This is a genomic window from Vibrio hippocampi (assembly GCF_921292975.1).
GTDB lineage: Bacteria > Pseudomonadota > Gammaproteobacteria > Enterobacterales > Vibrionaceae > Vibrio > Vibrio hippocampi.
Map to the genome: position 1 here is coordinate 114131 of NZ_CAKLCM010000003.1, position 22142 is coordinate 136272.

The window sequence follows — 22142 nt, forward strand, 5'->3', positions numbered from 1 at the left end:
AATTAACCTCTTACAGTCACGTTAAGTTGAGTGTGCTTACTTGCGTATTGTTGTACCCTCTCTAGTAGCTCTGGATTGTTGAGTGGTTTATTCGAGCATAAGTACGGCATATCGAGTAGACGATATTTATTAATGCCTAAGGTGTGGTAGGGCAGTAAATGCAGTTCTTTGCAGTTATCAAGTGAAGCTGCAAAATCGATAATTTGTTTCAGTTCATCATCGGTATCATTAAAGTCAGGAACAACGGGTACACGAATGACAATTCGGCTCGCTATAGCATCCAATTTTTTCAAGTTATCTTTAATGCGTTTTATTGAGCCCTTAGCCCAACTTAAAAACTTTCCATCATCGGTATGTTTTAGGTCAGCTAGCCAGCTATCAATATAGGGTGCCACTTTCTCTACGTTTTTCCACGGCACATGCATACAAGTCTCAATCGCGGTGGATACGCCATTTTGCTGCAGCTTATCGGCAATCTCAGAGACCAGTGTTGCTTGCATTAACGGTTCGCCTCCTGAGAAAGTAACCCCGCCTTTACTCTGTTGATAAAATGGTTTGTCTTTCATTAGAATATTAACTAATTCATCAGATTGCCCATCTTCACCAACCACGCTTAGGGCTTGCGTTGGGCAGATGTTTTTTAATGCCATGATCTGGCTTTCATCAATAACCTTGCGATTGACGGTGATCTTGCCGTTAGTTCGCTCAATACCTTCACATACATCACTGCATAACAAGCAGTCGTCCAAACAACTGCGTTCATCAAACATTAGCGACTGTTTTTTGCTGCGGCTTTCAGGGTTTTGACACCATGGGCACGCGAGGCTACATCCTTTAAGAAATAGGATGGTTCGAATGCCGTCGCCATCATGAGTTGAGAATCGTTGAATGTTGAAGTACATGCTTATTACCTATATCGCCATTGTCGGTACTGCCATAAACGTTTAACTAAGGAAGAGTCGCAATTATTCAGGCTTAGCTTTTATTATATGAAATTAGCATGCTTTCAAATGAAATTGCAATTGATCTGTATCAAGACCGAATAACATTGCCGGATTTATAGTTAGCTCAACACTAAAATTGCTTTTGTACTGAATAAGAGAAAATAGACATGATTGAACTTTACTTAGACACGGCAGACGTGGCACAAACCAAGCGCTTTAACCAATGTTTGCCTTTACAAGGCATTACAACGAATCCAACTATCCTTGCCAAATCTAAGCAGGGATTAAACGAAACATTAAAAGAGATGCAAGACGCTTTAGGAGGTAAACCTCGCTTCCACGCGCAAGTAGTTAGCACGAGCATTGAAGGGATGGTAGAAGAAGCGAGGCAAATTAATGAACTGCCTTATGATATGGTCGTTAAGATCCCAGCCACAGAGACCGGACTAGCAGCAATTAAACTTACGAAAGCGCAAGGGATAAAGGTACTAGCGACGGCAATATATTCGGCACAACAGGGGTTTCTGGCGGCACTTTGTGGCGCGGACTATCTTGCTCCTTACGTCAATAGAATTGATGCCTTGAACGGCAATGGGGTCGAGGTAGTCGCAGACCTTCAGCTTCTTCTCGATCAAAACCAACTTCCGGCAAAAATTTTAGCGGCAAGTTTTAAAAATACTCAGCAAGCCATGGAAGTGATGAAACTTGGCATTGAGGCGATTACGTTACCCGTTGATGTCGCAGCAGCGATGTTTGCCCACCCTGCGGTTGAGCCAGCAGTGGCTCAATTTGGCCATGACTGGAAACAAGCCTTTGGTGATAAACTGTCATTTGAAAGCTAAAACATTAAAGTAGTATAGAAAATGCCCTGCTTTATCAACTGCATGACGTGTTACAAAATGAGTGGCAATTCAACGATGGGCAAAAAGTTCATAAGGTGAAATTACAGGGTAATAGAGCCTCCAATGATGGCGATCTGGTTCGGCGCTGGTGTTTTACGCTTGATGTCATTGCCATTTTTTCAATGATACCGGTGAGTCAATAAAAAGGAGGTCATGATGACCTCCTTAATAATAAATCGACTTCAGCGACCTTAGCCAATCTGCGTCATTTCATTCACTGTGAAACTTGCCACACTACCTTCTGTTGCCGCCATATACTCAGCAAGGTGAGTATTGCCCATGTGCGTTTGCCACAGTTCGCGAGATGCCCAGTTCTCGTAGAATGTGAAATGTGCTGGATTTTCGTTGTCTTGATGAAGGTCGTAGTTGATGCAACCTTCTTCTGCACGAGTGACATCAATCAGTTTTAATAGCTCTGCTTTGACGAGTTCAATCTTGTCTTCATTTGCAACGATGTTGGCGACAATAGTTAGCTTGCTCATAGGGTGTTCCTCATTTCGATTAACGCAGCTTATTGTAGGGGCTGAATAAACCCGAGCGCTGCCTTGTTGGGTTGGATGTATAGTACGGTGAAGATTACAACCGGTAAACAGTCTACAGATTGATTTATTATCAAATTAAATTTGATAATAAATGATCTGTGCTGTTTGTCCTTAGAATACATGAAAGATCTGTACGATATGTGAATGTACGCTATATGAAGTAGTGTAGTTCCTTTAAAAGACATGACTTCAGTGAAACCCTATTGGGATAGCAAAAGCGGTGATTAGTGTCCATTTTTTATGAACTATCATTAATTGAGGCTGATAAAGGTTTCCTCTATAGATATCTGTAAATCATAACCGTCAGCAAAGGGTTCTATCTCGACGGTTTACTCGGGTTGTTTTGTCGCTTAACCTTCTCTTAACCCATTCTCCGCTATCTTAGCGGCAGACTAGTGTTGTCTATCGTTGTGGTAAATGGCAGTCTGCTGTGGGTATCGCGTCTTAATGAGTTGGTCAAAAATAAGTTGCTCACGGAAAAACAAGCGATTCAGCAAGCTTGTACAGTGTTAACCCTGTCATTACTCATGATTTAAAATGATGTAAAAGTACTGAGTCAGAAACATAAAAGATTGCGTCGCAGGGCAGTATGACCTTGTTGAACAGGCGTAACAGGTGACTTTGGATGCTCTGCTCGAAATGAGCTGGGTTTGAATGGACTTATCTTATTAGGAAATCGGTCATGGTCGAGAATTTACAACTGTTGCTGGTCGAGGATGATCTTGACCTTGCTACTGCCGTCATTGATTACCTTGAATTAGAAGGCATCCAGTGTGACCATGCGGCAAACGGTGTCTCGGGTTATCACTTGATAGAGAACAACCGCTATGACGTCGTGGTGCTGGATCTTAACCTGCCCAAAATGAATGGCTTAGAGGTGTGTGAGCGTATTCGTGCCAAAGGCATTGATGTGGCTATTTTGATGTTAACCGCGTGTGATACATTGGACGATAAACTGACAGGCTTTGCGAAAGGTGCGGATGATTATCTCGTCAAGCCATTTGCGATGGAAGAGTTGATTGTTCGGGCGCAGGTGCTTTCACGTCGTCGCAGTGGGCAGGTGAGAAAGTTAAAGGTGGCCGATTTGGAGTTGGACTTGCAAGAAAAAACCGCTGTTCGCGCCAATCAAACGATTAAACTGTCGCCAATTGGCATAAAAATACTGGAGTGTTTGTTGCGTGAAAGCCCGAATATCGTTTCTCGTGATAAGTTAATGCAAACCGTCTGGGGCGATGAGTGGCCAGATAGTAATGCGTTAAAGGTACATATGTTTAACCTGCGAAAATCCGTTGATGCCAATGCGCCACATAAACTGATTCATACCATTAAAGGCCATGGCTTTGCGTTAAAATAAGAGGTCAAAAGTGAAGATTAGACCGAGTATCCGCCTCTATTTTGTTATCGTTATGCTGATTACTGGAGTGGGCAGTATTGGTGTGATGACGGTTACCGCGATCAACTATTTATTCTCAGGCATGGATATCGCGATGACCGGGTTTATGCGCTCGCAGGCCTTGGAAGTGCCTTTGGGTGACAATGAACAACCGGTACAGATTGACCAAATGACCATTGCCGCTCACTGGCACGATTTACCGCAAGTAATTCAAGACCATCTTAATCAAGAAGAGCTGATACCGAATCAACTGATTAAAAACATTGATGGTATACCTGTGCTATCACCACCAGATTTTGGCTATTTTGCCATGAAGGTGGAAACAGCAGACAAGGTGAGATATGTGGCGCTATCGCTCGCTGAACTCGATGGTGGGCGCGACGCATTTCATAGGGATGTGCCCCCGTTTCTCTACATCATCCTGACAGGTCTGGTTGCTATTGTGTTTTTTGCCATCGTGCTGGTACTGGTGCAGAGGAATATCTCAACGCCGGTTGAGCGTCTTAAAGACTGGGCCAAAGGCTTGGACAAAGACCAACTGACCCAGCCAACCCCTAATTTCCACTATAGCGAGTTAAATTCTCTCGCTGAGCTAGTGCGTTCCAGTTTGAGTTCGGTGCAAGAAAGTCTAGAACGAGAGCAAAGATTTCTCGGCTATGCCAGTCACGAGTTAAGGACGCCGATTGCGGTCACACGCACCAACGCGGAGTTACTGCGCAAGATGATCGTCAAAGGACTTAGCGCTGAAAAGCAGTTGGCAGTTTTAGATAGAATTGAGCGTGCTGGTTTTACCATGACGGATTTAACGGAAACCCTACTCTGGTTGAATCGCAAGGAGGGCAAATCGCTCCCCAGTGAAATATTGAAATTGGGTCACTTAACCCAGCAAATCGAGTCGGAGTTGCACTATCTTTTGCAAGGAAAGTGCGTTGAGGTGACCGTCAGGGTGGATGATACTGAGTTGGATTTGCCTAGTGGTTTATGTCGAATTGTACTGGGTAATTTGATTCGCAATGCGTTCCAACATACACAACATGGCGAGGTGGAAATAACGCAATCTGGGCGATGTATCTCGATTATCAACCGCAATACGGAGGGTCACAGTGATCAAGATGACCTAGGTTTTGGTATTGGATTGGAACTGACCCAGCGACTAATTCACCAATATGGTTGGTCCTATACGACGATACCAAATGAGCATGGTATGAGGGTTGAGGTGTCGTTTGAATGAAGGTCTAGCTCAAGGAGCCGTCAATTAAGACCGCTCCATTTCTTCAACTTGCTCGACTTTTTCGGTCACCTTGACCTGCGTGATGCGGTTGTTGCGAACGTAGAGCACTTCAAACTGCCACTGCTGATATTCAATGATCTCGCCCTGTGTCGGCAGGCGACCCGTGCGGCACATCAGAAAGCCATTTAACGTCTGAAACCCTTCCTCTTGTTCTCCTTCAAGTTCAGTCAGTTGCAGTTTACGTTTCAGCTCGGTGATGGGGATCAAGGCATCCATCAGCCAAGAGCCGTCTTTGTACTGTTTAGCCCAGACTCTTTGGGTCGCCATTCCAAGTTCTCCAGCGATGGATTTCAGCAGGTCGTGATGGGTGACGATGCCTTGCACATCGCCGTATTCATCGACAATAAACACCATCTCAGAACTGGTTTGCTGCATGTAGTTGAGCAGAGGCAGACCGCGAATAGATTCCGGTGCAAAACGTGGACGTTTGAGCAATTTGGCCAGTTTGGCAATGGAAAGTTGCTGGTATTCATCCAGCAAGACCTTAGACGATATTGTGCCGATGGTATTGCCCAATCCGCCTTTACAGACCGGCCACACCGAATGTTGGCTTTGGCGCAAGTCATTGATAATGGATTCTATCGGTTGGTCTAGATCGAGATAGTGAATATCGCAACGTGGTGTCATCAGCGACAGCGCCAAGCGGTCGTTAAGATGAAGTAGGTTGGCAATCATCTCTTTTTCTTGAGGCTCAATAGCGCCACACTCTGAACCATCGCTCATCACGGCAAAGATATCCTCTTCCGTCACAATCTCTTGTTGATCATTATTTTGACGCAGCAGCTTCAATAAGGTGTCGGTGGAGAACGTCAGTAAAAAGACAAAAGGGATGGTGAGTTTTGCCAGCCAATGGATCGGGTAGGCGACGATCACTGCAATGCGCTCGGCATTGTTTTGCGCAAAGCGTTTCGGAACCAGTTCACCGATCACAATTGCAAAATAGGTGATGCTGATAACCACAATCCCCGTTGCTGCGATGGTGGCAACACTTTGTTCAACGCCTTGCAATACCATCCAGTTTTCCAGCGGAAGCGATAAGGTTGCTTCACCCAAAATACCACTTAGGATGCCGATGACGGTAATACCAATTTGAATGGTGGAAAGGAATTGAGTTGGGTTACTTTTGAGTTGGAGAGCGAGGCGAGCAGACGGGTTGTGTTGGGCTGACTTTTTCAGTCGACTGCTCTTAGCAGTCACTAATGCGATCTCAGACATAGCAAAGACGCCATTGAGCGCGATAAGACTGACTAACAGAATAATATCCATGAGGACTCCTAGTTGAACATAGCCGAAATGGATGCAATCTAAATAGGCGATACGTTAACTATATCGTTGAATTTTAGCGGTTAATGTGAGCAAGTAAGCAATAAGTGGCGTATAGCAATCGAGTTTGTTTTGCTGACAATCAATTTTATTTGTTCAACTCAAATAAAGACCAGCCCAAGGAGCTGGTCAAGGCTTTCAATCAACGGGGACGCTAACGCATTTCGAACAACTCATAATGGAAACGATGGGCGGGCATTCCCTGTGCAACCAATCCTTGATGTAACTGTTTTCGAAATCCGCTAGGACCGCAGAAGCTAACATCCAGCCATTCAGCTTGCGTTAGATGGGTTAGCTGATCGGCAGAAAGGAACTGTTGTTGAGAAGCATCCAGCAAGTGTAACTCGACATAGTTGAGTTTCTTCAATAGCTGTATGATTTCGGTTTCAAAATACGCTTCAGCACGATTTTGAACGCAGTAGAATAAGTGGACTTTAGCGAGTTTATTGCTGGACGAATCACTATCTTGCCAGCGGGTTAGCCAATATAAACGGGCGATAAAAGGCACAATACCAATACCCGCACCGACCCAAATTTGCTGCTGAGCGGAACTCATTTGAAAATGCCCATAACCCCCTTCAACCGTCACCGGTTGATTCACTGCCAACTGATGAACGAGTTTGCTGGTGTAATCCCCCAATGCTTTGATACCAAAATCCATTCGGTTAAGTTCGGGATCATAGCTAAGAATAGAGAATGGGTGAGGCGCTTCACCATCATGGAAGTCTAAGTAGGCAAATTGCCCTTCTCGATAATCGACGTTTGATGCTAATAAAATACTGACTCTAATCGCCTGTGGTTCTCCATCTAAGCCAGCATAAGGCGTAACGGAGACCACGGTTCCTTCTCTCTTTTTACTCTGCCCAATTTTGCCTCTAAGTGACAGGATTGAACACCATACCGCTATCACAGACAGCAACAGAACAGACACATTCATCGGGATATCACCCAGATCCCATTTCAGCAACATGACAGAGTGAAATACTGCCGCAAGGGTAATAACACCCGCTAATTTATGTGTCAGTTTGAATTTCGCGTAACCGATGGCTTCGACTAGACTGATAATTATGAAGACAATCAAGGCGTAAAAGGCGATTTCTCCAACCTGTTCGCTGATGGAACGCCATGGTATGCCTTCGACGATGCGGTTACCTTCCCCTTTTCGAGGGCGTTGCAACACGCCTGAGGCGACTAACCATTGACCACTTTGAACCGTTAACCAATGCACCGCTAAACTGGTGATTGCTGCGATGCCAAGGTATTTGTGCTGCTTATAACTTTTGTCGAGACCACCCAGTCGCTTTTCTACCCAAGCAAATCGACCCGCCAGCAATACCGCAGCGCTCATATAGCCAAGACCCAAAAGCCCGGTGTACATGATTAAGTGATGTCGCCATGCAAAAAAGTTATCAAGATTGTGCCACTCGAGTAACAGGCTCGGTAGCCAGCATAATGTCAGTAAAATCGTAAACCTGAACATAACTCAGTGCCCCAAATAGTAAGGATACCAAGTAATATTAGACCTTATAAATGGTATGGGAATCGTCTTTACACTCATTTGTGTTTCATTGACGGTTCTTTACATCAGCAAGCCGAGATTGACGTATTTGATTTGCGATTACACACTTTGTGGTTTGGGAACGCTCTCAATGGAATTCATGGTACAGGCTTGCCGATCAAGCATAGGCGGAATGACCTTAACAAAGTAGATGACAGCAAATAGGGCAGTGATCATGTTTGAGATAAACATGGTGTTCCAGATCCCATACTCCTGCATCGATGGAATGAAAGCATAAAAGAGAACAATCCCTGGAATTCTAAGCCCCCAAAGGCGCACGACATCAACAAACAAGGTAAACATGGTTTTCTGAAAACTGTTAAATATCGCTTGTAAGGTATGGAAGATTGTCCAAGCGATGACAGTCCAACCCACTAAATTCACGTAGTTCATAATGTGCTGATAAGTCACGACGTCATCTTTAGTCAGGAATCGAGCAATAGGGTATTTGATGATTTGAATCAAGATGCCAGAGGCAATCCCAAACACAACGCTGTAGATCATCCCCAGTCTAATGGTTTCCCTAACTCGTTCGACCGAGCCTCGCCCCCAGTTTTGAGCCATCAGGGGAATGAGTCCAGCGCCAAGCTCTTTTGCAGGACTAAACAGTAGTGAGTGAATGGCGTTACCAATAGCAAAAGCCGCAACCGCTTGATAACCGTACTGGACGATAAAAATATTCAGTACCATAAAGCCAAAGTGAGTGCTCGCTTGTGAAAAGGAGAGTGGTAAGCCAACGATCATGAGCTTGCGCCAGATCTGCGCGGTTGAGAAGCCAGCAGGCGTGCGCCATGCGAGAGAAAATTCATGCTGACCACGATGATAAATCACAACCGCCACCAGCATTTGAATCACAGTGGTGAGTAGCGTTGCATAGGCTAAGCCATCAATCTCAAACTTGAGTACAAAAATGAATAGAGCATTGAGCGCAACGTTGCAGACGATACCAAAAATCGAGATTTTAGAAATAATGCCCATCTTGCCTTGAGAACGAAAGAAGCTTTCATAAAGCAAGTGAACCAGCGACATAGGAATAGACAGAAACAAAATTTGTGAATAGATCAGCGATTGGGAGTAGAGATCGTCAGAGAGGTTAGCGATGCCTAAAATAAACGGCAGCAACAGCAGTCCTAAACCACAAAACAGTACAGACAAAACCAGTATCTGTAATCTTAGTTGAATTGCGTATGCCGATGCCTCTTGCGGAGATTTCTCTCCCAACAGCGTGGCGATGATGCTGACACCGCCCCGAATGACGCCGGATGCAAAGGCTTGGATCATCACAAACAGCGGTGCGACAAAAGCGACCGAAGCCACTTCAACACTCCCTAACTGAGACGCAAACACCATGTTGAGCAAGCTATAAGACGTAATCACCAAGCCTGCAAGCATGCCCGGTGTGGTCATTTTAAATAGCAATTTGCGTATCGGATCGTGATGCAGGTCGATATCTTTATTCATGGAAAGTCTGTTAGGCGAAATGATGTCCACTATTATAATTGTTTCTTATATGATGATAATCTAGATAAACTGAAAATGACTTTTGCGGGTGGGTAATAATGAAGTGGCATGGAATCAGTGAATTTGTCGCTGTGGCTGAGGTTCAGAGTTTTTCCGTTGCAGCAACCAAGTTGGGCATTTCCACGGCTCAAGTGAGTCGGCAAATCAGCGCCTTAGAAAGCCGGCTACAGGTGAAGCTGTTTTATCGCAGTACCCGCAGAGTGTCATTGACGCAAGAGGCGGAGGTTTTCTATCAGCAGTGCCGCCATCTGCTAGACGGTTTGGAAAATGCTGAACAAGCGATCACTCAATTGCAAAGCCGACCACAAGGAATCATCAAGCTTACCGCGCCAGTGACCTACGGCGAAAAAAGAGTCTTGCCATTAGTCAATGACTTTGTTGCCCTCTACGATCAAGTTGAGGTGATAACGGAGCTTTCCAATCACCATGTTGACCTGATTGAAGGGGGCTATGACTTAGCCATCAGGATCGGTAAACAGCAAGATTCCAGTTTGGTGGCAAAAAAATTATGTCAGCGAGCCAACTATGTCTGTGCCTCAGCCAATTATCTTGAGAAACATGGCGTGCCCGAAAAACTATTGGATTTAAAACACCATAACTGCCTATTGGGCACACAAGATTATTGGCGTTTTAATGACAACAACAAGGAACGCAATATCAAGGTAAAAGGCAACCTGCGTTGCAATAGCGGTGTGGCGTTACTCGATGCCGCTTTAAAAGATATTGGCATGGTGCAATTGTCGGATCATTTTCTCGATTCTTACATCGAGTCCGGGCAATTGATTCCCGTTCTCGAGCAATATCGAATCCCCAATGAAGCAATATGGGCAGTCTATCCTCAGAACCGATACTTAGCGCCCAAATTACGTTTATTGATCGATTTCTTGGCTGAGCGGTTGTAGTGGTTGATCTAGCTTAGAGTAGACAATCTGTGTGTGGGTAATGATTGTGCAGTCATTCCAATTTGGTGTCGACCACTTGCGATAGAGACAGCTTGATACCATAACTCGGTATTACTCGGTATCAAGGAGGTCACAGTGGCTAAAAATACAAGTATTACTCTTGGTGAACACTTTGATCGTTTATCACTGAGCTGGATAGCGCAGTCCTTGTATGCTTTTATGACTTACCCAGATAGGGTTGTAGGAATGCGTCAACTTGAGTTTCACAGACACCCACCTGAACTGAAATACCCGCCTGTTTGAGTATTTCAACCCCCCGACCATTATTACGAATATCTGGGTCTAACATACCGACCATCACATTTTTAATACCAGAACTGACCAATGTGCTGGCACAAGCAGGCGTGCGACCCACAAAAGAACAAGGCTCCAAGGTGACATAAGCGGTAACACCGTCCATCGAACCTGAATAAGCGTTTAGCGCTTCAACCTCCGCGTGATTCCCGCCAACGCTTTGAGTATATCCCTCAGCGATAACTACGTTGTCTTTCACAAGGACACAGCCCACAGGTGGATTAGGAATACAACTTGGTAAAGCATGACGTGATAGTTCGAGGGCTCTAAGCATAAATTTGTCAGACATTGAGGGTGTATTCCTGTACGACTTTCACCCACTTCGCTCGCCACTCTTGTGCTTCCATTGGGTCGGGCCAAAACTCTTTTTGTTTGCGGATGAGTCCGTTTTCAACCGTATGAAAGGTAATCGCGCGTGCTTTTTGGACACTATCGGTAATGGACACATCGGTGACAACGGTTGCGCCATCACAAACTATCGAGTGAATGGTAAACTCCCAAACACCGTTGGCAGGGTAAAAGGAATTGATTGCGGTAAAGTTGTCTCTACCCATCGTTAGCTCGCCGGATTGCGGCCAAAAACCTTCAAAATCGGGACTTAGCCACTGACTCGCTTTGGCAAAGTCATTGGTTTTCATCGCATCCCAAAACGCTAGGACGACTTGTTTTGAATCCATGTTTCCTCCAAGTAATGCGGCGTTAAGACCAAACAAGAACGGTAAGTGAAACCAACAAGCGTTTGGTTTCACTTTTGAACTTTTGATTATACGTGCGCTTCTGACCAAACGGCGAACTCATTCCCGCTTGGCTCAACAAAATGAAAACGACAACCACCCGGAAACTCATAGATAGGGCGAATAATCTCCCCGCCATGCTGAGCGACCTTATTTAAAGTAGCGTCAATGTCGGCACTATAGAATACCAAAAGTGCCGCGCCGGTATGAGTCTGGCTGCAACAATCCGCTTTAAAGAAACCACCATCTAAACCTTGACCGGAAAAAGCCGCATATTCAGAACCGTAATCGACAAACTCCCACCCAAAAACGGAAGAGAAGAACGATTTTGTCGACGCTAAGTCCTTTGCTGCGAATTCTACATAATTGAGTTTTTCATGTTGATTCATGTTATTGCTCCTTATTTATTGTCGTGATAAGCGCCCACTACTTCGATGGAGAAAGTAATGTCACACGTTACATATTTGTCTTTGTCTTTGTCGTTTGCTCGTATGTACAATCTATGACTGCATTTTTACATGGGCTCGGAGTTTTTTTAATGCCCAATCATAGTGGCTTGGCATCGCGGAAACACAGTAACTTCCTAGGGTTGTTGTGCCTGTCCAATCGAAATACTGTTTGGTGAAAAGCTCTTCATTGGTAAAACTTCTCGCTAACTTGAGTGCAGCCTCATGACTTTCGTGCACCAAATCCTTTGCAGCCAATAATTCAGTTTTTTGATGCTTTTTCCAAAATTCAATATTCATTTGACCGTATGTTTTCCAGTTGTATGGCTCAGGTAGAAAGCTTGCTTTCTGTCCCGATATGTTGGAATTCGCCCATTTTATTAATAACTTATGCCATTCGTACAAATGGATTAGTACATCACGAAGATTTCGGTCGCGGGTCCAATGTAATTCTTTTTTGCCTTTGTCACTGGAAAAGTCAAATTCAGTATCTAATACATCTTCAGACATAGAATCGATATACTGAAACAGCTTAATAAAATTCTCATTCGCTTGATAAATTAACTCTTCTTTTGTTTTTGGTCTCGCCATAACAACCTCCTTTAGCCGCCGACAGAAAAGGGTTCATACGAAATTAAGGAATAGCAACGCAATACTGAAATCGCTGTCAACTAATATGAAACTCAAATACTATCAGCGAGTCCTATAAATCCACAGAAAAGCCAAGGAAACTGCCGCAGAACGCTCAAAATATTGGTAAGAGTTAGTTCGGTTTCATGTAACGATAATGCCTTACTTAAAAAGACGTTTTACTTACACAAGATATGATACTTAAAAGACGTCATTCTTAAGTGGAAGTCATATTAAAATAGGACGTCATACCGCACTTGTTGCGGTATCTACTTAAAGCGTGCGCAATACACTACTGTGAGTAGACCCCTTCCTACGAAGGGGTGACGTGAAAAATGAAGGGGTGGTGTAATTAATATGGTGTGACGTAATTAATGTGGCGTGACGTAAATAATATGGCGTGACGTGAATAATGTGGTGCGGCGTTAATAATGTAGCGTGACGTAAATAATATGACCTGACGTAAATAATCTAGGGCGTCTAAGTCATGCTGGCAGGTGTGAGTACATTGAGAAGATGTCAGCGATAAAGATGCAAGATCAAAAGAGTCATTGGAGATCAAGTGAGTGACAACGATTGAATTGAATCAGAGGTCAACCTGATTCAACCCCTGTTACTTACAAAATGTCTCAATATACAGCGCTTCAACCTTATCTCTTGCCCATTGGGTGCGACGCAAAAACTTAAGAGACGACTTGATTGAGGGGTTGCTATAAAAACAATTGATCTGGATTTCAGCATCTAAGCCTTTCCATCCATAGTGTTCATGCAGACGCACAAGGATTTGTTCAAGGGTTAAACCGTGTAATGGGTTATTGGGTTGTTCTTGGCTCATTTGATGCGATTCCTGAATACTGATGCTTGATGCAGAGTTTATCAGAACAAGATAGATGATAGTGTGTTTTTTGATAGGTTTAAATTAGGTGCTAGGTGCTAGGTGCTAGGTGCGATATGACCCCGCAAAAGTAGACGGGGCCCCTAAATTCTAGGACCTAGAGCCTAGGGCCTAGGGCCTTTAACCCCCTAGAACCTTGAATAAAAATTTACTCTGCCATTTCAAGTGACGTTTTTATATAAATCTCACGCAACTTAGCAGCAATTGGACCCGGTTTACCATCGCCAATTTCGTGGTCGTCGATATGAGTGACGGGCCAGATAAAGGTGGTGGCGGAGCTGACAAAAGCTTCCGTGGCTTGGTAGGCTTCTTCAATGGTAAAGGCGCGTTCTTCGATGACTAATCCACAATCTTTGGCAAGGAGCATTAGCGAAGCGCGGGTGATACCACTCAAAATGTCGTTACTCAAAGGACGTGTGATGATCTTGCCTTCATCAGTCACGATATAGGCATTGCTCGAACCCCCTTCGGTGACATAGCCCTGTTCAATTAACCAAACATCGTCACAACCGGCTTGATGGGCGATGTGCTTTGCCATGCAGGCAGGCAGTAAGCTGGTGGTTTTGATGTCTCTGCGTCGCCAGCGGATATCATCCATCGACAGCACCTTGATGCCTTTTTTCGCCACCGGTGAGTGAATAAGCTCTCTGGCTTGAGTAAACAGCACTAGCGTAGGTTTGATATCTTCGCTGTAGCTAAAATCACGATCACCCTCAGAGCCTCGGGTTAATTGCAGATAAACGCCTCCTTCGTGGAGTTGATTTTTTTCAATCAAGCTGCGCTGGATCTCGGTCAACTCTTCTGCGCTGATAGGCATAGGAATGCCTAACTCTTGGCATGAGCGAGTCAGCCGAGCAATATGTCCCGCGTTATCGATTAGCTTACCTTCCAATACGGCAGTCACTTCATAAACCGCATCCGCAAACAGGAAACCTCGGTCAAAGATTGACACTTTAGCGTCCGTTTCAGCCATATATTGACCATTGATATAAACAGTTCGAGTCATGGTTACTTATCCCCAAAGTTTGCTGGAAAAAGGCAGCATTAAGTTGTCAGTAAAATCAAAGCCATTGTCGATATCTTGCGCCAATAACAGCGGTCCATCGAGATCAACAATGTCGGCATCCTGTGCCAGTACGAATGCGGGTGCCATACTGAGTGATGACGAGAGCATACAGCCAACCATCACTTTTAACCCTAAATCTTGCGCTTGGCGTTTTAATAGCAAGGCCTCAGTCAGTCCACCGGTTTTATCGATCTTTATATTGATCATGTCATAACAGCTAGCGATCTGGTCTAGGCTATGTCTATCGTGACACGATTCATCAGCACAGATGGTGATCGGTCGCGGTAAGTCAGCCAAAATGTGGTCCTCGCCTGCTGGAAAGGGCTGCTCAATCATGCTGACACCTAGCTCGACGAGATGAGGCACCAATTGTTGATACAGTTCGACGCTCCATGCCTCATTGGCATCGACAATGATGTCAGCATTAGGTGCGCCGCGACGCACTGCCGCCACTCTTTGTAGATCATCCGCACCACCCAACTTGAGCTTAAGTAAAGGACGAAATGCGTTGTCGCGTGCATCTTGCTCCATCTTACTTGGCTCTGCAAGCGAGATGGTAAAAGCGGTTTGCAACGGCTTGGCTGACAAGTCGAGTTTGTGCCAGATGCTTGTGCGCGCTAACTTACACTCTAAATCCCATAAAGCATTGTCGATGGCATTTCTTGCGGCTCCCGAGGGCAGCAAAGATTGCAGGGTTTGACGGTCAATGCCAGCATTGATTTCACTGCTAATGGACTGAATTTGCGCCGAAACGGAGTCCACCGATTCATCATACCTTGGATAAGGTACACACTCACCACGACCAACGACGCCTTGTTTCTGCAAGGTGACGATCACTGTCTCTACCGAGGTTTTGCTACCGCGAGAGATAGTAAAACTGCCGTTAATCGGGTATTGACCTTGTGAAATGGTTAGCTCCATTACAGCTCCTTCAATTTGGCGACAATACGACTGACACCCTGACGGAATGGGTCAACCACAGGAATATCAAAAGCGCTCTCGACTTTATCCATATAGCGCAGCGCTTCTTCCTCAGAGAGGTTTGAAGTGTTTACTGAGATACCCACGCATTGCACATTCGGGTTGGTTAGTTTTGCTGCGGCTAGATTTGCTTCAATACACGGCGCTAATTCCGGTAATGAATAGTCGGGCAGCCCACGCATATGCTCACGAGTAGGTTCGTGACAAAGTACAATCGCATCAGGTTGTGAGCCGTGTATCAGACCCATGGTCACGCCAGCAAATGAAGCGTGGAACAGTGATCCTTGACCCTCGATAACATCCCAATGGTTTTCGTCATTCGCGGGTGAAATGGACTCAATCGCGCCGGCGATAAAGTCGGCGACAACACAGTCAACGCTGACACCGCTACCAGTGATTAGAATACCGGTTTGTCCTGTCGCGCGAAAATCCGAGTCGAGCCCTTGAGCTTGCATCTCTTTATCAATCGCCAAAGAGGTATACATTTTACCCACTGAGCAATCAGTTCCAACAGTAAGTAGGCGCTTACCACTGCGTTTGATTCCGCTCGCGACCGGATAGCTTTGTGTTGGGTAACGCACATCGAATAGTGAACGACCATGCTTTTCAGCGCAAGCGACTAATTGAGGAATATCCGCCAACTTGTTATGCAATCCAGCCGCAATATCCATTCCTGCTTCTAGGGCTTCAATCAGCACCGAGATCCATTGCTCGGAGATAATACCGCCACGGTTAGCAACGCCAATCACTAGGGTTTTCGCCCCAGCTTGCACCGCGTGATCAATGGTTAGGTCTTCAAGACCGACATCCGCATTGCAACCCTCAAGTCGAAGTTGACCGACACACGAGTTAGGTCGCCATGTTTTAATACCTTGTGCGACTTTAGCAGCAAGAGGATCGGCGGCATCACCAAGAAAAAGTAAATAAGGTTGTTTGAGTTCCATCTCATGCTCTCCACATGTTGATTTACGAATAATGTTTGATTTACCAGTGCAAAAATCGTGACAAGGTGAGATGAAGTGGTTTTTTGTATTGTCGAACGTTTAGAGTTAATTGGAGGTTTAAACTCTTTTAAATCAATTGCTTATTTTCATTTTTGGTCCGGATTTTCTAGTGTATTGATTTGATCGGGACTTGTTATATGAAATAAACAACTAATGGCGATGTGCGGTAGATTTATCTGCTAATTAATTAACGATAAGCGGAATATAACAAAAGTTTGAAAATTGCATGAAATGCCACTTTTTTAACGATAACAAACTCAACTCTGCTCTATACAAGGTTAACCGGCACTTTTAGGCTTATTGCCCGTGATATAAGCCTATTATTTACTTAATTCATGCCAAATTGGTGAAGAGTGCTCACTAAATTGGTGCAATCTATCGAAATTTGAATAGGGATAGACGGATTGAACTGACGATTTTGCTTGGGTGTTTATTCTGTATTTGTTTTTATTGTTAGTGTTTTGTGTTTCGTTGGGTGATGCAAAAGAGAGATGTCTTTGTATAGCGACTCAGTCGTTGTTTACCCACCCTCTTGAAGCTATCTGTTAACCAGGTTGGCGTATTACTTGCCTTATCGGTAAAGAAGCTTAGGAGTAGAGCTTTGAGTGCAATGTTCACATCAAGCATAAGGAGAGCGACGTGCAAACATCACCGATAGCCAGTATCAACCTTACCGCAGTAAGGCAGAATTATGACGCATTAAAGCGGCACAGCGGTCATCAGCGTCTGATCGCCGTCATTAAGGGTGATGCATACGGACATAATGCGCTTGAGGTTGCGAAAGCATTGCCAGAAGCCGACCAGTTTGCAGTTGCCCGAATCGAAGAGGCGATAGAGTTGCGTCAAGCGGGGATCACTCAACCCATCATGCTGTTGGAGGGCTGCTTCTGTCCGCAAGATTTGCTGCTGGCAGCACACTATGATTTTGATGTGGTGATTCACAATGATACCCAACTTGAACATTTAGAATCGAGCGTCGTTCCCTGCAAGGTGAAGATTTGGGTTAAGCTCGATACCGGCATGCATCGATTGGGTTTTCAAGCGCAAGAAATTGCAGACGTGGTGGCGCGTATTGAGCGAACGGAAAAGCATCGAGGTGAGTTGGGTTTTGTCAGCCACTTTAGTTGCGCAGATAACAAAGCCAGCGACAAAACCCAGCAGCAGATCGCTTGCTTCGATGCGGCGACGAGTGGCTTTATCGGTCAGAAAAGTATTGCTAACTCGGCGGGTATATTGCTTTGGCCCCAGTCACAATATAATGTCGCTCGAGCGGGGATTGCGCTATACGGTATTTCTCCAACTGAAGAGGCCGTCGGTCAACACTTTGGTTTGACCCCCGTGATGACCTTGACCACCAGCTTAATTGCAATACGACCCCATCGCAAAGGCGATACGGTGGGTTATGGCGACACTTGGTCATCGGATAGCGATACGAAATTGGGTGTGATCGCCCTTGGTTATGGTGATGGTTACCCGAGATTGGCACCTGAGGGAACGCCGGTTTACATTAATGGTCGCTGCGTCCCAATTGTCGGGCGAGTTTCGATGGATATGATTGTCGTTGATCTTGGTTTGCACAGTGATGACCAATGTGGTGATCAAGTAGAGCTTTGGGGGGCGAACCTACCTATTGAAGTGGTGGCTAAGAAGATCGGCACAATTCCTTATGAGTTAACCATCAAATTGACACAACGAGTGAAACGCGAATATAACTTTGAGCAACAACGGTTGATGAAAGAGGCTGTTTGACGTCACTCGCGACACAATACTTCAATCACGATCAAGCCAGTGCTAAACTGAGCGCCGTTTATGTTAAGCGTTCAAAAGGTAGAAAAATGAACCCAATTATCGCACTGCTGAAAGACAACAATATTAGTGATGAGCAGATCAATGACGTATTTCAGGCGTTAACGGAAAACCCACTAGCGGCGATGGCGACGATCAGCCAACTTGGTTTGCCACAAGAACAGTTGCAGCAATTGATGGGACAAGTGATGCAGAATCCGGCTTTGATTAAAGAAGCAGTTGAAGAACTTGGTCTGGATTTCTCTAAAGTCGAGGCAGCAAAACAGAAGCTGCAACAGTAATATCCCCAAATTGCCTCTGAATTCTGCATCTTGAGGTCACTTGGGTATAGATATCACAACAAACATGAAATCAATGACAAAGAATGGTGGTCATTGATGTGTCTGCGCCTTTTGAGGTCACAGTATAAGAGATGAATTGGAGTTTTATTGAGCAGATTGTTCATAGGCTGCTAATATCATTAATAGCTTTTTTTATTTGGTGATGAACACTGCGCCAAAATAACGCTTCCGGCGTTGAGGTAAAAAGGCTGAAAAATTATAACAACGACATCAGGCTAGACGAGAAAGCCCCTGTATACTTTGACTAAAATGAGTATAAGCAGGGGCTTTTTTTCGTATTCAGGATCACCAAGCAAAGGTTTCGATAACATTCTTTTTCGCCATCGGATTAAGGGCGATATGTTTGTTTATGTTGTCGAGAAACGGTTGACGCACTTCAGGCCAAATGCCTTTCATCGTCGCGATGTTGTTACCGTGGTCACCCCAGTAGTAGCAAGGAAAGTCATCCATATTTTCTAGAAGATGCTTCTCTTCCTCAAGCAGTTGCATTGGCGTTGGCAAGATAAACTCACCGCGCTGTACTTCACGCTCAAGTTCGCTACCGGGCTGAATCGCTAAAGCCATCGGTGCAATGGCGTCTGGACGCATTATATTGAGTAGGCTAGTGGTGTTCTCAGCATGTTGCGCTGAGCGCTCTCGCCCGCCTAAGCCAAAGATAAATGACGCCAGAACTTGGATATTGGCTTCGCGTGCCAATTCCATACCCTCAATCGCATGTTCACGAGTCATGCCTTTCTTAATACGCTCAAGAACAATCGGATCTCCAGATTCTAAGCCTGAGTAGGCAGTCGTCAGCCCCGCGCCGCGAAGTTCTTTAAGTTCGGCAATGCTTTTACGTCTAAAGTCGTTAAATCCAGAATAGAGAGCAAGATGTTGTAACTCTGGAAAAGTGACCTTGATTTTATCTAAAATCTTTAGCAGCTTCTCGGTACGCATTGCCATCACGTTGCCGTCAATCAGGAAGATGGATTCTACCTTTGGGTAGATCACTCGCGCTTCATCAATATCTTTAAAGATATCCTCAAGATCACGGACCTTAAAACGCTTGTCATCAAACATGGTGCAGAAAGTACACTGGTTATTGCTGCAGCCCAATGTGGTTTGAATCAAAACGCTCTCTGCTTCCATCCAAGGACGGTAGATTTTACCTTCGTAGTGCATTTTAAGCTCCTCAGCTCAGTGTGAATTTCAATGCTGAGCAGTGTAGCGAGTTAAGTATTTATTGATAATAGGGAAGAATTTGAAGTTAGTATTAAAGAAAAATTAATAATTTCGAGGGGAGATAGCTTGGACACTCTCTAACGTGTTGATTGAGCAAATGAGTTGACGGGACGAGTCGATGAAAAAACCTCTCATTTCGAGAGGCTTATTAAAGTAGGGTGTTGTTAGTGTTTACTCAGCGCCAAGTTTTTCTGCCAGTACCGCTTCAATAGCCGCGACGACTTGTTGATTTTGACTGGCATTCATTGCGTCAGAATGTGGCGGCGCAAAACGACCGGAATCATTATCAAAGTATTTGCCTGAAGCCTCTGCAAATTCATCAGACAGTGCCGCGCGGCATAAAATATCAGCCCCAATGCTGAGGTCATTACCGGCTACGCCATACGCCTCTTTAACCATTTTACTCGCTAGGAACGACGCTGGGTTGACGGCGACCACCAACGGTCCGCGTCCTTGCAGTTTTGCAGCCAAATCAACTGACCACATGGTGATAGCGAGCTTAGTTTGTGCATAAACAGCACCATCGGCGGCGTTCGCATCGGCGCTCACTAACGCATTGAGGTTGACTGGTGCTTGCGCGGCAGAAGAGAGGTTAACAATTCGGCCAGAAGCATCAAACAGGCTCAATAGGCGTTGGGTCAGCAGGTAAGGAGCGATGGTGTTCACCACAAATCGTACGTCTAGATTGTCTTTGGTTGTCACAGAGGGAACATTGTAGACGCCGGCATTATTGATCAAAACATCAAGGTGTGAGTGTTTTGCTTTCACTGCGGCGGCTAAGGCTTCCACATCGGCAAGGCTGGATAGGTCGGCTGCATAGCTCTCAATCGTGCCTTCGCCAGATAATGCCTCAAGGGCTTGCTGTACGTCGGCCAGTTTTTGCGGATTACGACCATGAATAAGCAGGTTATGTCCCTGCGCAACCAGCATTTTTGCTGTTTCAAAACCAATACCATCTGTCGAGCCCGTGACTAGGATAGTCTTTGTCATCATCTGTTCTCCGTGGGTGAACTGTCTATTTCTGTCATAAATAATACTAAATAATTGACCTTACTATTATAAATAATTTCTTAAAACTGATTCATCGTAATAGCGAATTATCAAACTCAGATAGGTGTCAACAGATAGGTGTCAACGTCAACACTGGTCACCTCTAAAAGCGAATCGCATATAAAACACGATAGTCTCGCCACATGTTACCTGTCAAACGGGTGATTGAACGCACTCTGCCTCGTGGTTGTATTCACAGCCCGCGTTGCGAATACATTGGCGGGTGTATATGCTTGGTACATATTAAAAACCTTTACCTAATCCGCAGCTATCGAAGGGCAAGTGGTCAACGCATAGGGATTATTTTTTATGAACATAGAGCATTTGCGATTGTTTGTTCGTATTGCTTCTACACACAACATTAGCCAAGCCGGTAAGGAGTTGGGATTGTCAGCGCCGGTTGCCAGTATGCACATCAGCAAACTGGAAGAGAGTATAGGCGCGCGATTAATTCACCGGACGACGCGTAAGGTTTCGCTCACTGAGGAAGGCGAGACTCTATTACCGTATGCGGAAGAGATTATCAGCAATGTTGATGCCGCTCAGGCGACGGTGGGAACAGGGAAGGCTTGCCCGAAAGGAACGCTAAGAATTACTGCCCCAGCCTCGTTTGGGCGTATGCACCTGATGCCGGCGCTTAAGGGATTTCTGGCTCAATACCCCGATCTCTCGGTGGATATTCGCTTAACTGACGCTATGGTTGATTTGGTTGAGGGCGGCTTTGATGTTGCTATCCGTAATGCCGAGCTGAGAGATTCCAGTTTGATCGCCAAAAAGCTCGCGACAGATAAGCGCATTATGTGTGCCTCGCCAGATTATATTGCCTCGCATGGTGTACCGAAGTCTCCCTCAGAATTGAAAAGTCACCTCTGTATTAATCAAGCAGGGCTGGATTCATGGACATTTGAAACCTTAGAGGGAGCGCAGCACGTTAAGGTGAAGGGCAAAATTAAGATTGATCATGGTGAAGCGGTGCGTGATGCCGCCGCTGATGGGATGGGAATCGCCATGTGTGCCACTTGGATTGCCTATCAACATCTACAAGCCGGCAGTTTAGTTCGTATTTTAGAGGACTATCCGTTGGTCGATGATGCCGCGATTTGGGCAGTCTATCCAAGCTCGCGTCTGCTGGCACCAAAAGTGCGTGCGTTTATTGACTACTTCTCTGAATATTACGGCACCCCACCATATTGGGACTTATGGCATAAACAGTGAGTTTCACACTGTAAATCGGTCGA

General features: G+C 45.1%; 23 protein-coding genes and 1 pseudogene. 9 read left to right on the forward strand and 15 right to left on the reverse strand.

What is annotated here, in order from left to right; all coding sequences use genetic code 11:
• Nucleotides 1–2 precede the first annotated feature (2 nt).
• Nucleotides 3–902, reverse strand: coding sequence for a glycyl-radical enzyme activating protein (locus L9Q39_RS13615; RefSeq protein ID WP_237485659.1), 900 nt, complete (start codon nucleotides 900–902; stop codon nucleotides 3–5).
• 209 nt (nucleotides 903–1111) lie between these two features.
• Between L9Q39_RS13615 and L9Q39_RS13620 the strand changes: the two genes are divergently transcribed.
• Together L9Q39_RS13620 and L9Q39_RS13625 are read left to right on the forward strand one after the other, a co-directional pair.
• A complete protein-coding gene (locus L9Q39_RS13620) occupies nucleotides 1112–1786 on the forward strand; it encodes a fructose-6-phosphate aldolase (RefSeq protein WP_237485660.1) in 675 nt (224 codons plus the stop codon).
• Between the two features lie 20 nt (nucleotides 1787–1806).
• Nucleotides 1807–1983 (forward strand): annotated as a pseudogene (locus tag L9Q39_RS13625) (LysR family transcriptional regulator); the annotation flags it as partial.
• A 54-nt stretch (nucleotides 1984–2037) separates the two neighbouring features.
• Here the strand turns inward: L9Q39_RS13625 and L9Q39_RS13630 are convergent.
• Nucleotides 2038–2328, reverse strand: coding sequence for a putative quinol monooxygenase (locus L9Q39_RS13630; protein ID WP_237485661.1), 291 nt, complete (start codon nucleotides 2326–2328; stop codon nucleotides 2038–2040).
• Between the two features lie 455 nt (nucleotides 2329–2783).
• On the opposite strand from L9Q39_RS13630, the gene L9Q39_RS13635 reads away from it, so the two are divergent.
• The 3 genes from L9Q39_RS13635 to L9Q39_RS13645 all read left to right on the forward strand — a co-directional run bounded on the left by L9Q39_RS13635 (nucleotide 2784) and on the right by L9Q39_RS13645 (nucleotide 5012).
• The gene (locus tag L9Q39_RS13635) at nucleotides 2784–2924 is read left to right on the forward strand and encodes a hypothetical protein (protein ID WP_237485662.1); all 141 of its coding nucleotides are present in this window, start codon (nucleotides 2784–2786) and stop codon (nucleotides 2922–2924) included.
• A gap of 146 nt (nucleotides 2925–3070) precedes the next feature.
• Nucleotides 3071–3742 (forward strand): response regulator transcription factor, encoded by a 672-nt coding sequence (locus L9Q39_RS13640; protein WP_237485663.1) that lies wholly within the window; start codon nucleotides 3071–3073, stop codon nucleotides 3740–3742.
• A gap of 10 nt (nucleotides 3743–3752) precedes the next feature.
• Nucleotides 3753–5012 carry a sensor histidine kinase gene (locus tag L9Q39_RS13645; protein ID WP_237485664.1) on the forward strand — a complete coding sequence of 420 codons (1260 nt, stop codon included), beginning with the start codon at nucleotides 3753–3755 and terminating at the stop codon, nucleotides 5010–5012.
• A gap of 24 nt (nucleotides 5013–5036) precedes the next feature.
• Here the strand turns inward: L9Q39_RS13645 and L9Q39_RS13650 are convergent, their stop codons facing one another.
• The 3 genes from L9Q39_RS13650 to L9Q39_RS13660 all read right to left on the reverse strand — a co-directional run bounded on the left by L9Q39_RS13650 (nucleotide 5037) and on the right by L9Q39_RS13660 (nucleotide 9414).
• Nucleotides 5037–6338, reverse strand: a complete 1302-nt coding sequence (locus L9Q39_RS13650) for a hemolysin family protein (RefSeq protein ID WP_237485665.1) — start codon at nucleotides 6336–6338, stop codon at nucleotides 5037–5039.
• Between the two features lie 211 nt (nucleotides 6339–6549).
• Nucleotides 6550–7875 carry a ferredoxin reductase family protein gene (locus tag L9Q39_RS13655; protein ID WP_237485666.1) on the reverse strand — a complete coding sequence of 442 codons (1326 nt, stop codon included), beginning with the start codon at nucleotides 7873–7875 and terminating at the stop codon, nucleotides 6550–6552.
• Between the two features lie 138 nt (nucleotides 7876–8013).
• Nucleotides 8014–9414 carry an MATE family efflux transporter gene (locus L9Q39_RS13660; RefSeq protein WP_237485667.1) on the reverse strand — a complete coding sequence of 467 codons (1401 nt, stop codon included), beginning with the start codon at nucleotides 9412–9414 and terminating at the stop codon, nucleotides 8014–8016.
• A gap of 98 nt (nucleotides 9415–9512) precedes the next feature.
• Between L9Q39_RS13660 and L9Q39_RS13665 the strand changes: the two genes are divergently transcribed.
• Nucleotides 9513–10376 carry a LysR family transcriptional regulator gene (locus L9Q39_RS13665; protein ID WP_435532840.1) on the forward strand — a complete coding sequence of 288 codons (864 nt, stop codon included), beginning with the start codon at nucleotides 9513–9515 and terminating at the stop codon, nucleotides 10374–10376.
• 217 nt (nucleotides 10377–10593) lie between these two features.
• Here L9Q39_RS13665 and L9Q39_RS13670 read toward each other — a convergent pair whose 3' ends face one another.
• The 8 genes from L9Q39_RS13670 to dgcN all read right to left on the reverse strand — a co-directional run bounded on the left by L9Q39_RS13670 (nucleotide 10594) and on the right by dgcN (nucleotide 16426).
• The gene (locus L9Q39_RS13670) at nucleotides 10594–11019 is read right to left on the reverse strand and encodes a bifunctional diaminohydroxyphosphoribosylaminopyrimidine deaminase/5-amino-6-(5-phosphoribosylamino)uracil reductase RibD (protein ID WP_237485668.1); all 426 of its coding nucleotides are present in this window, start codon (nucleotides 11017–11019) and stop codon (nucleotides 10594–10596) included.
• Nucleotides 11012–11407, reverse strand: coding sequence for a nuclear transport factor 2 family protein (locus tag L9Q39_RS13675; protein ID WP_237485669.1), 396 nt, complete (start codon nucleotides 11405–11407; stop codon nucleotides 11012–11014). The genes L9Q39_RS13670 and L9Q39_RS13675 overlap by 8 nt, the downstream gene beginning before the upstream one ends.
• Nucleotides 11408–11493: 86 nt before the next feature.
• Nucleotides 11494–11853: a VOC family protein gene (locus tag L9Q39_RS13680; protein WP_237485670.1), complete on the reverse strand. Its 360-nt coding sequence runs from the start codon at nucleotides 11851–11853 to the stop codon at nucleotides 11494–11496.
• A gap of 111 nt (nucleotides 11854–11964) precedes the next feature.
• Complete coding sequence (locus L9Q39_RS13685; RefSeq protein ID WP_237485671.1) at nucleotides 11965–12501, reverse strand: ClbS/DfsB family four-helix bundle protein; 537 nt, start codon at nucleotides 12499–12501, stop codon at nucleotides 11965–11967.
• Between the two features lie 652 nt (nucleotides 12502–13153).
• Entirely contained in the window at nucleotides 13154–13375 is a 222-nt protein-coding gene (locus tag L9Q39_RS13690; protein ID WP_237485672.1) for a VF530 family protein, read from the reverse strand.
• 208 nt (nucleotides 13376–13583) lie between these two features.
• The gene (locus L9Q39_RS13695; RefSeq protein ID WP_237485673.1) at nucleotides 13584–14441 is read right to left on the reverse strand and encodes a D-amino-acid transaminase; all 858 of its coding nucleotides are present in this window, start codon (nucleotides 14439–14441) and stop codon (nucleotides 13584–13586) included.
• Nucleotides 14442–14447: 6 nt separating this feature from the next.
• A complete protein-coding gene (gene dgcA, locus L9Q39_RS13700; RefSeq protein WP_237485674.1) occupies nucleotides 14448–15422 on the reverse strand; it encodes an N-acetyl-D-Glu racemase DgcA in 975 nt (324 codons plus the stop codon).
• Nucleotides 15422–16426, reverse strand: a complete 1005-nt coding sequence (gene dgcN / locus L9Q39_RS13705) for an N-acetyltransferase DgcN (RefSeq protein ID WP_237485675.1) — start codon at nucleotides 16424–16426, stop codon at nucleotides 15422–15424. Before dgcN ends, dgcA begins: the two co-directional genes overlap by 1 nt.
• Before the next feature lie 699 nt (nucleotides 16427–17125).
• Here dgcN and alr point away from each other — a divergent pair.
• Both alr and L9Q39_RS13715 read left to right on the forward strand, forming a co-directional pair.
• Complete coding sequence (gene alr / locus L9Q39_RS13710; RefSeq protein WP_237485676.1) at nucleotides 17126–18235, forward strand: alanine racemase; 1110 nt, start codon at nucleotides 17126–17128, stop codon at nucleotides 18233–18235.
• An 86-nt stretch (nucleotides 18236–18321) separates the two neighbouring features.
• Nucleotides 18322–18573, forward strand: a complete 252-nt coding sequence (locus L9Q39_RS13715) for a DUF2999 family protein (protein WP_237487024.1) — start codon at nucleotides 18322–18324, stop codon at nucleotides 18571–18573.
• A gap of 345 nt (nucleotides 18574–18918) precedes the next feature.
• Here L9Q39_RS13715 and L9Q39_RS13720 read toward each other — a convergent pair whose 3' ends face one another.
• Together L9Q39_RS13720 and L9Q39_RS13725 are read right to left on the reverse strand one after the other, a co-directional pair.
• Nucleotides 18919–19794: a radical SAM protein gene (locus L9Q39_RS13720; protein ID WP_237485677.1), complete on the reverse strand. Its 876-nt coding sequence runs from the start codon at nucleotides 19792–19794 to the stop codon at nucleotides 18919–18921.
• A 231-nt stretch (nucleotides 19795–20025) separates the two neighbouring features.
• On the reverse strand, nucleotides 20026–20844 hold the full coding sequence (locus L9Q39_RS13725; RefSeq protein ID WP_237487026.1) for an SDR family NAD(P)-dependent oxidoreductase: 819 nt from the start codon (nucleotides 20842–20844) through the stop codon (nucleotides 20026–20028).
• Between the two features lie 369 nt (nucleotides 20845–21213).
• Here L9Q39_RS13725 and L9Q39_RS13730 point away from each other — a divergent pair, with 369 nt between their 5' ends.
• The gene (locus tag L9Q39_RS13730) at nucleotides 21214–22119 is read left to right on the forward strand and encodes a LysR family transcriptional regulator (protein WP_237485678.1); all 906 of its coding nucleotides are present in this window, start codon (nucleotides 21214–21216) and stop codon (nucleotides 22117–22119) included.
• Nucleotides 22120–22142: the final 23 nt, after the last annotated feature.

Bases quoted from the DNA above. Each gene is read 5' to 3' on its own strand.
- L9Q39_RS13615 (WP_237485659.1), bottom strand. From the start codon at position 902: ATGTACTTCAACATTCAACGATTCTCAACTCATGATGGCGACGGCATT.
- L9Q39_RS13620 (WP_237485660.1), top strand. From the start codon at position 1,112: ATGATTGAACTTTACTTAGACACGGCAGACGTGGCACAAACCAAGCGC.
- L9Q39_RS13630 (WP_237485661.1), bottom strand. From the start codon at position 2,328: ATGAGCAAGCTAACTATTGTCGCCAACATCGTTGCAAATGAAGACAAG.
- L9Q39_RS13640 (WP_237485663.1), top strand. From the start codon at position 3,071: ATGGTCGAGAATTTACAACTGTTGCTGGTCGAGGATGATCTTGACCTT.
- L9Q39_RS13650 (WP_237485665.1), bottom strand. From the start codon at position 6,338: ATGGATATTATTCTGTTAGTCAGTCTTATCGCGCTCAATGGCGTCTTT.
- L9Q39_RS13655 (WP_237485666.1), bottom strand. From the start codon at position 7,875: ATGTTCAGGTTTACGATTTTACTGACATTATGCTGGCTACCGAGCCTG.
- L9Q39_RS13660 (WP_237485667.1), bottom strand. From the start codon at position 9,414: ATGAATAAAGATATCGACCTGCATCACGATCCGATACGCAAATTGCTA.
- L9Q39_RS13665 (WP_435532840.1), top strand. From the start codon at position 9,513: ATGAAGTGGCATGGAATCAGTGAATTTGTCGCTGTGGCTGAGGTTCAG.
- L9Q39_RS13670 (WP_237485668.1), bottom strand. From the start codon at position 11,019: ATGTCTGACAAATTTATGCTTAGAGCCCTCGAACTATCACGTCATGCT.
- L9Q39_RS13675 (WP_237485669.1), bottom strand. From the start codon at position 11,407: ATGGATTCAAAACAAGTCGTCCTAGCGTTTTGGGATGCGATGAAAACC.
- L9Q39_RS13680 (WP_237485670.1), bottom strand. From the start codon at position 11,853: ATGAATCAACATGAAAAACTCAATTATGTAGAATTCGCAGCAAAGGAC.
- L9Q39_RS13685 (WP_237485671.1), bottom strand. From the start codon at position 12,501: ATGGCGAGACCAAAAACAAAAGAAGAGTTAATTTATCAAGCGAATGAG.
- L9Q39_RS13690 (WP_237485672.1), bottom strand. From the start codon at position 13,375: ATGAGCCAAGAACAACCCAATAACCCATTACACGGTTTAACCCTTGAA.
- L9Q39_RS13695 (WP_237485673.1), bottom strand. From the start codon at position 14,441: ATGACTCGAACTGTTTATATCAATGGTCAATATATGGCTGAAACGGAC.
- dgcA (WP_237485674.1), bottom strand. From the start codon at position 15,422: ATGGAGCTAACCATTTCACAAGGTCAATACCCGATTAACGGCAGTTTT.
- dgcN (WP_237485675.1), bottom strand. From the start codon at position 16,426: ATGGAACTCAAACAACCTTATTTACTTTTTCTTGGTGATGCCGCCGAT.
- L9Q39_RS13715 (WP_237487024.1), top strand. From the start codon at position 18,322: ATGAACCCAATTATCGCACTGCTGAAAGACAACAATATTAGTGATGAG.
- L9Q39_RS13720 (WP_237485677.1), bottom strand. From the start codon at position 19,794: ATGCACTACGAAGGTAAAATCTACCGTCCTTGGATGGAAGCAGAGAGC.
- L9Q39_RS13725 (WP_237487026.1), bottom strand. From the start codon at position 20,844: ATGACAAAGACTATCCTAGTCACGGGCTCGACAGATGGTATTGGTTTT.
- L9Q39_RS13730 (WP_237485678.1), top strand. From the start codon at position 21,214: ATGAACATAGAGCATTTGCGATTGTTTGTTCGTATTGCTTCTACACAC.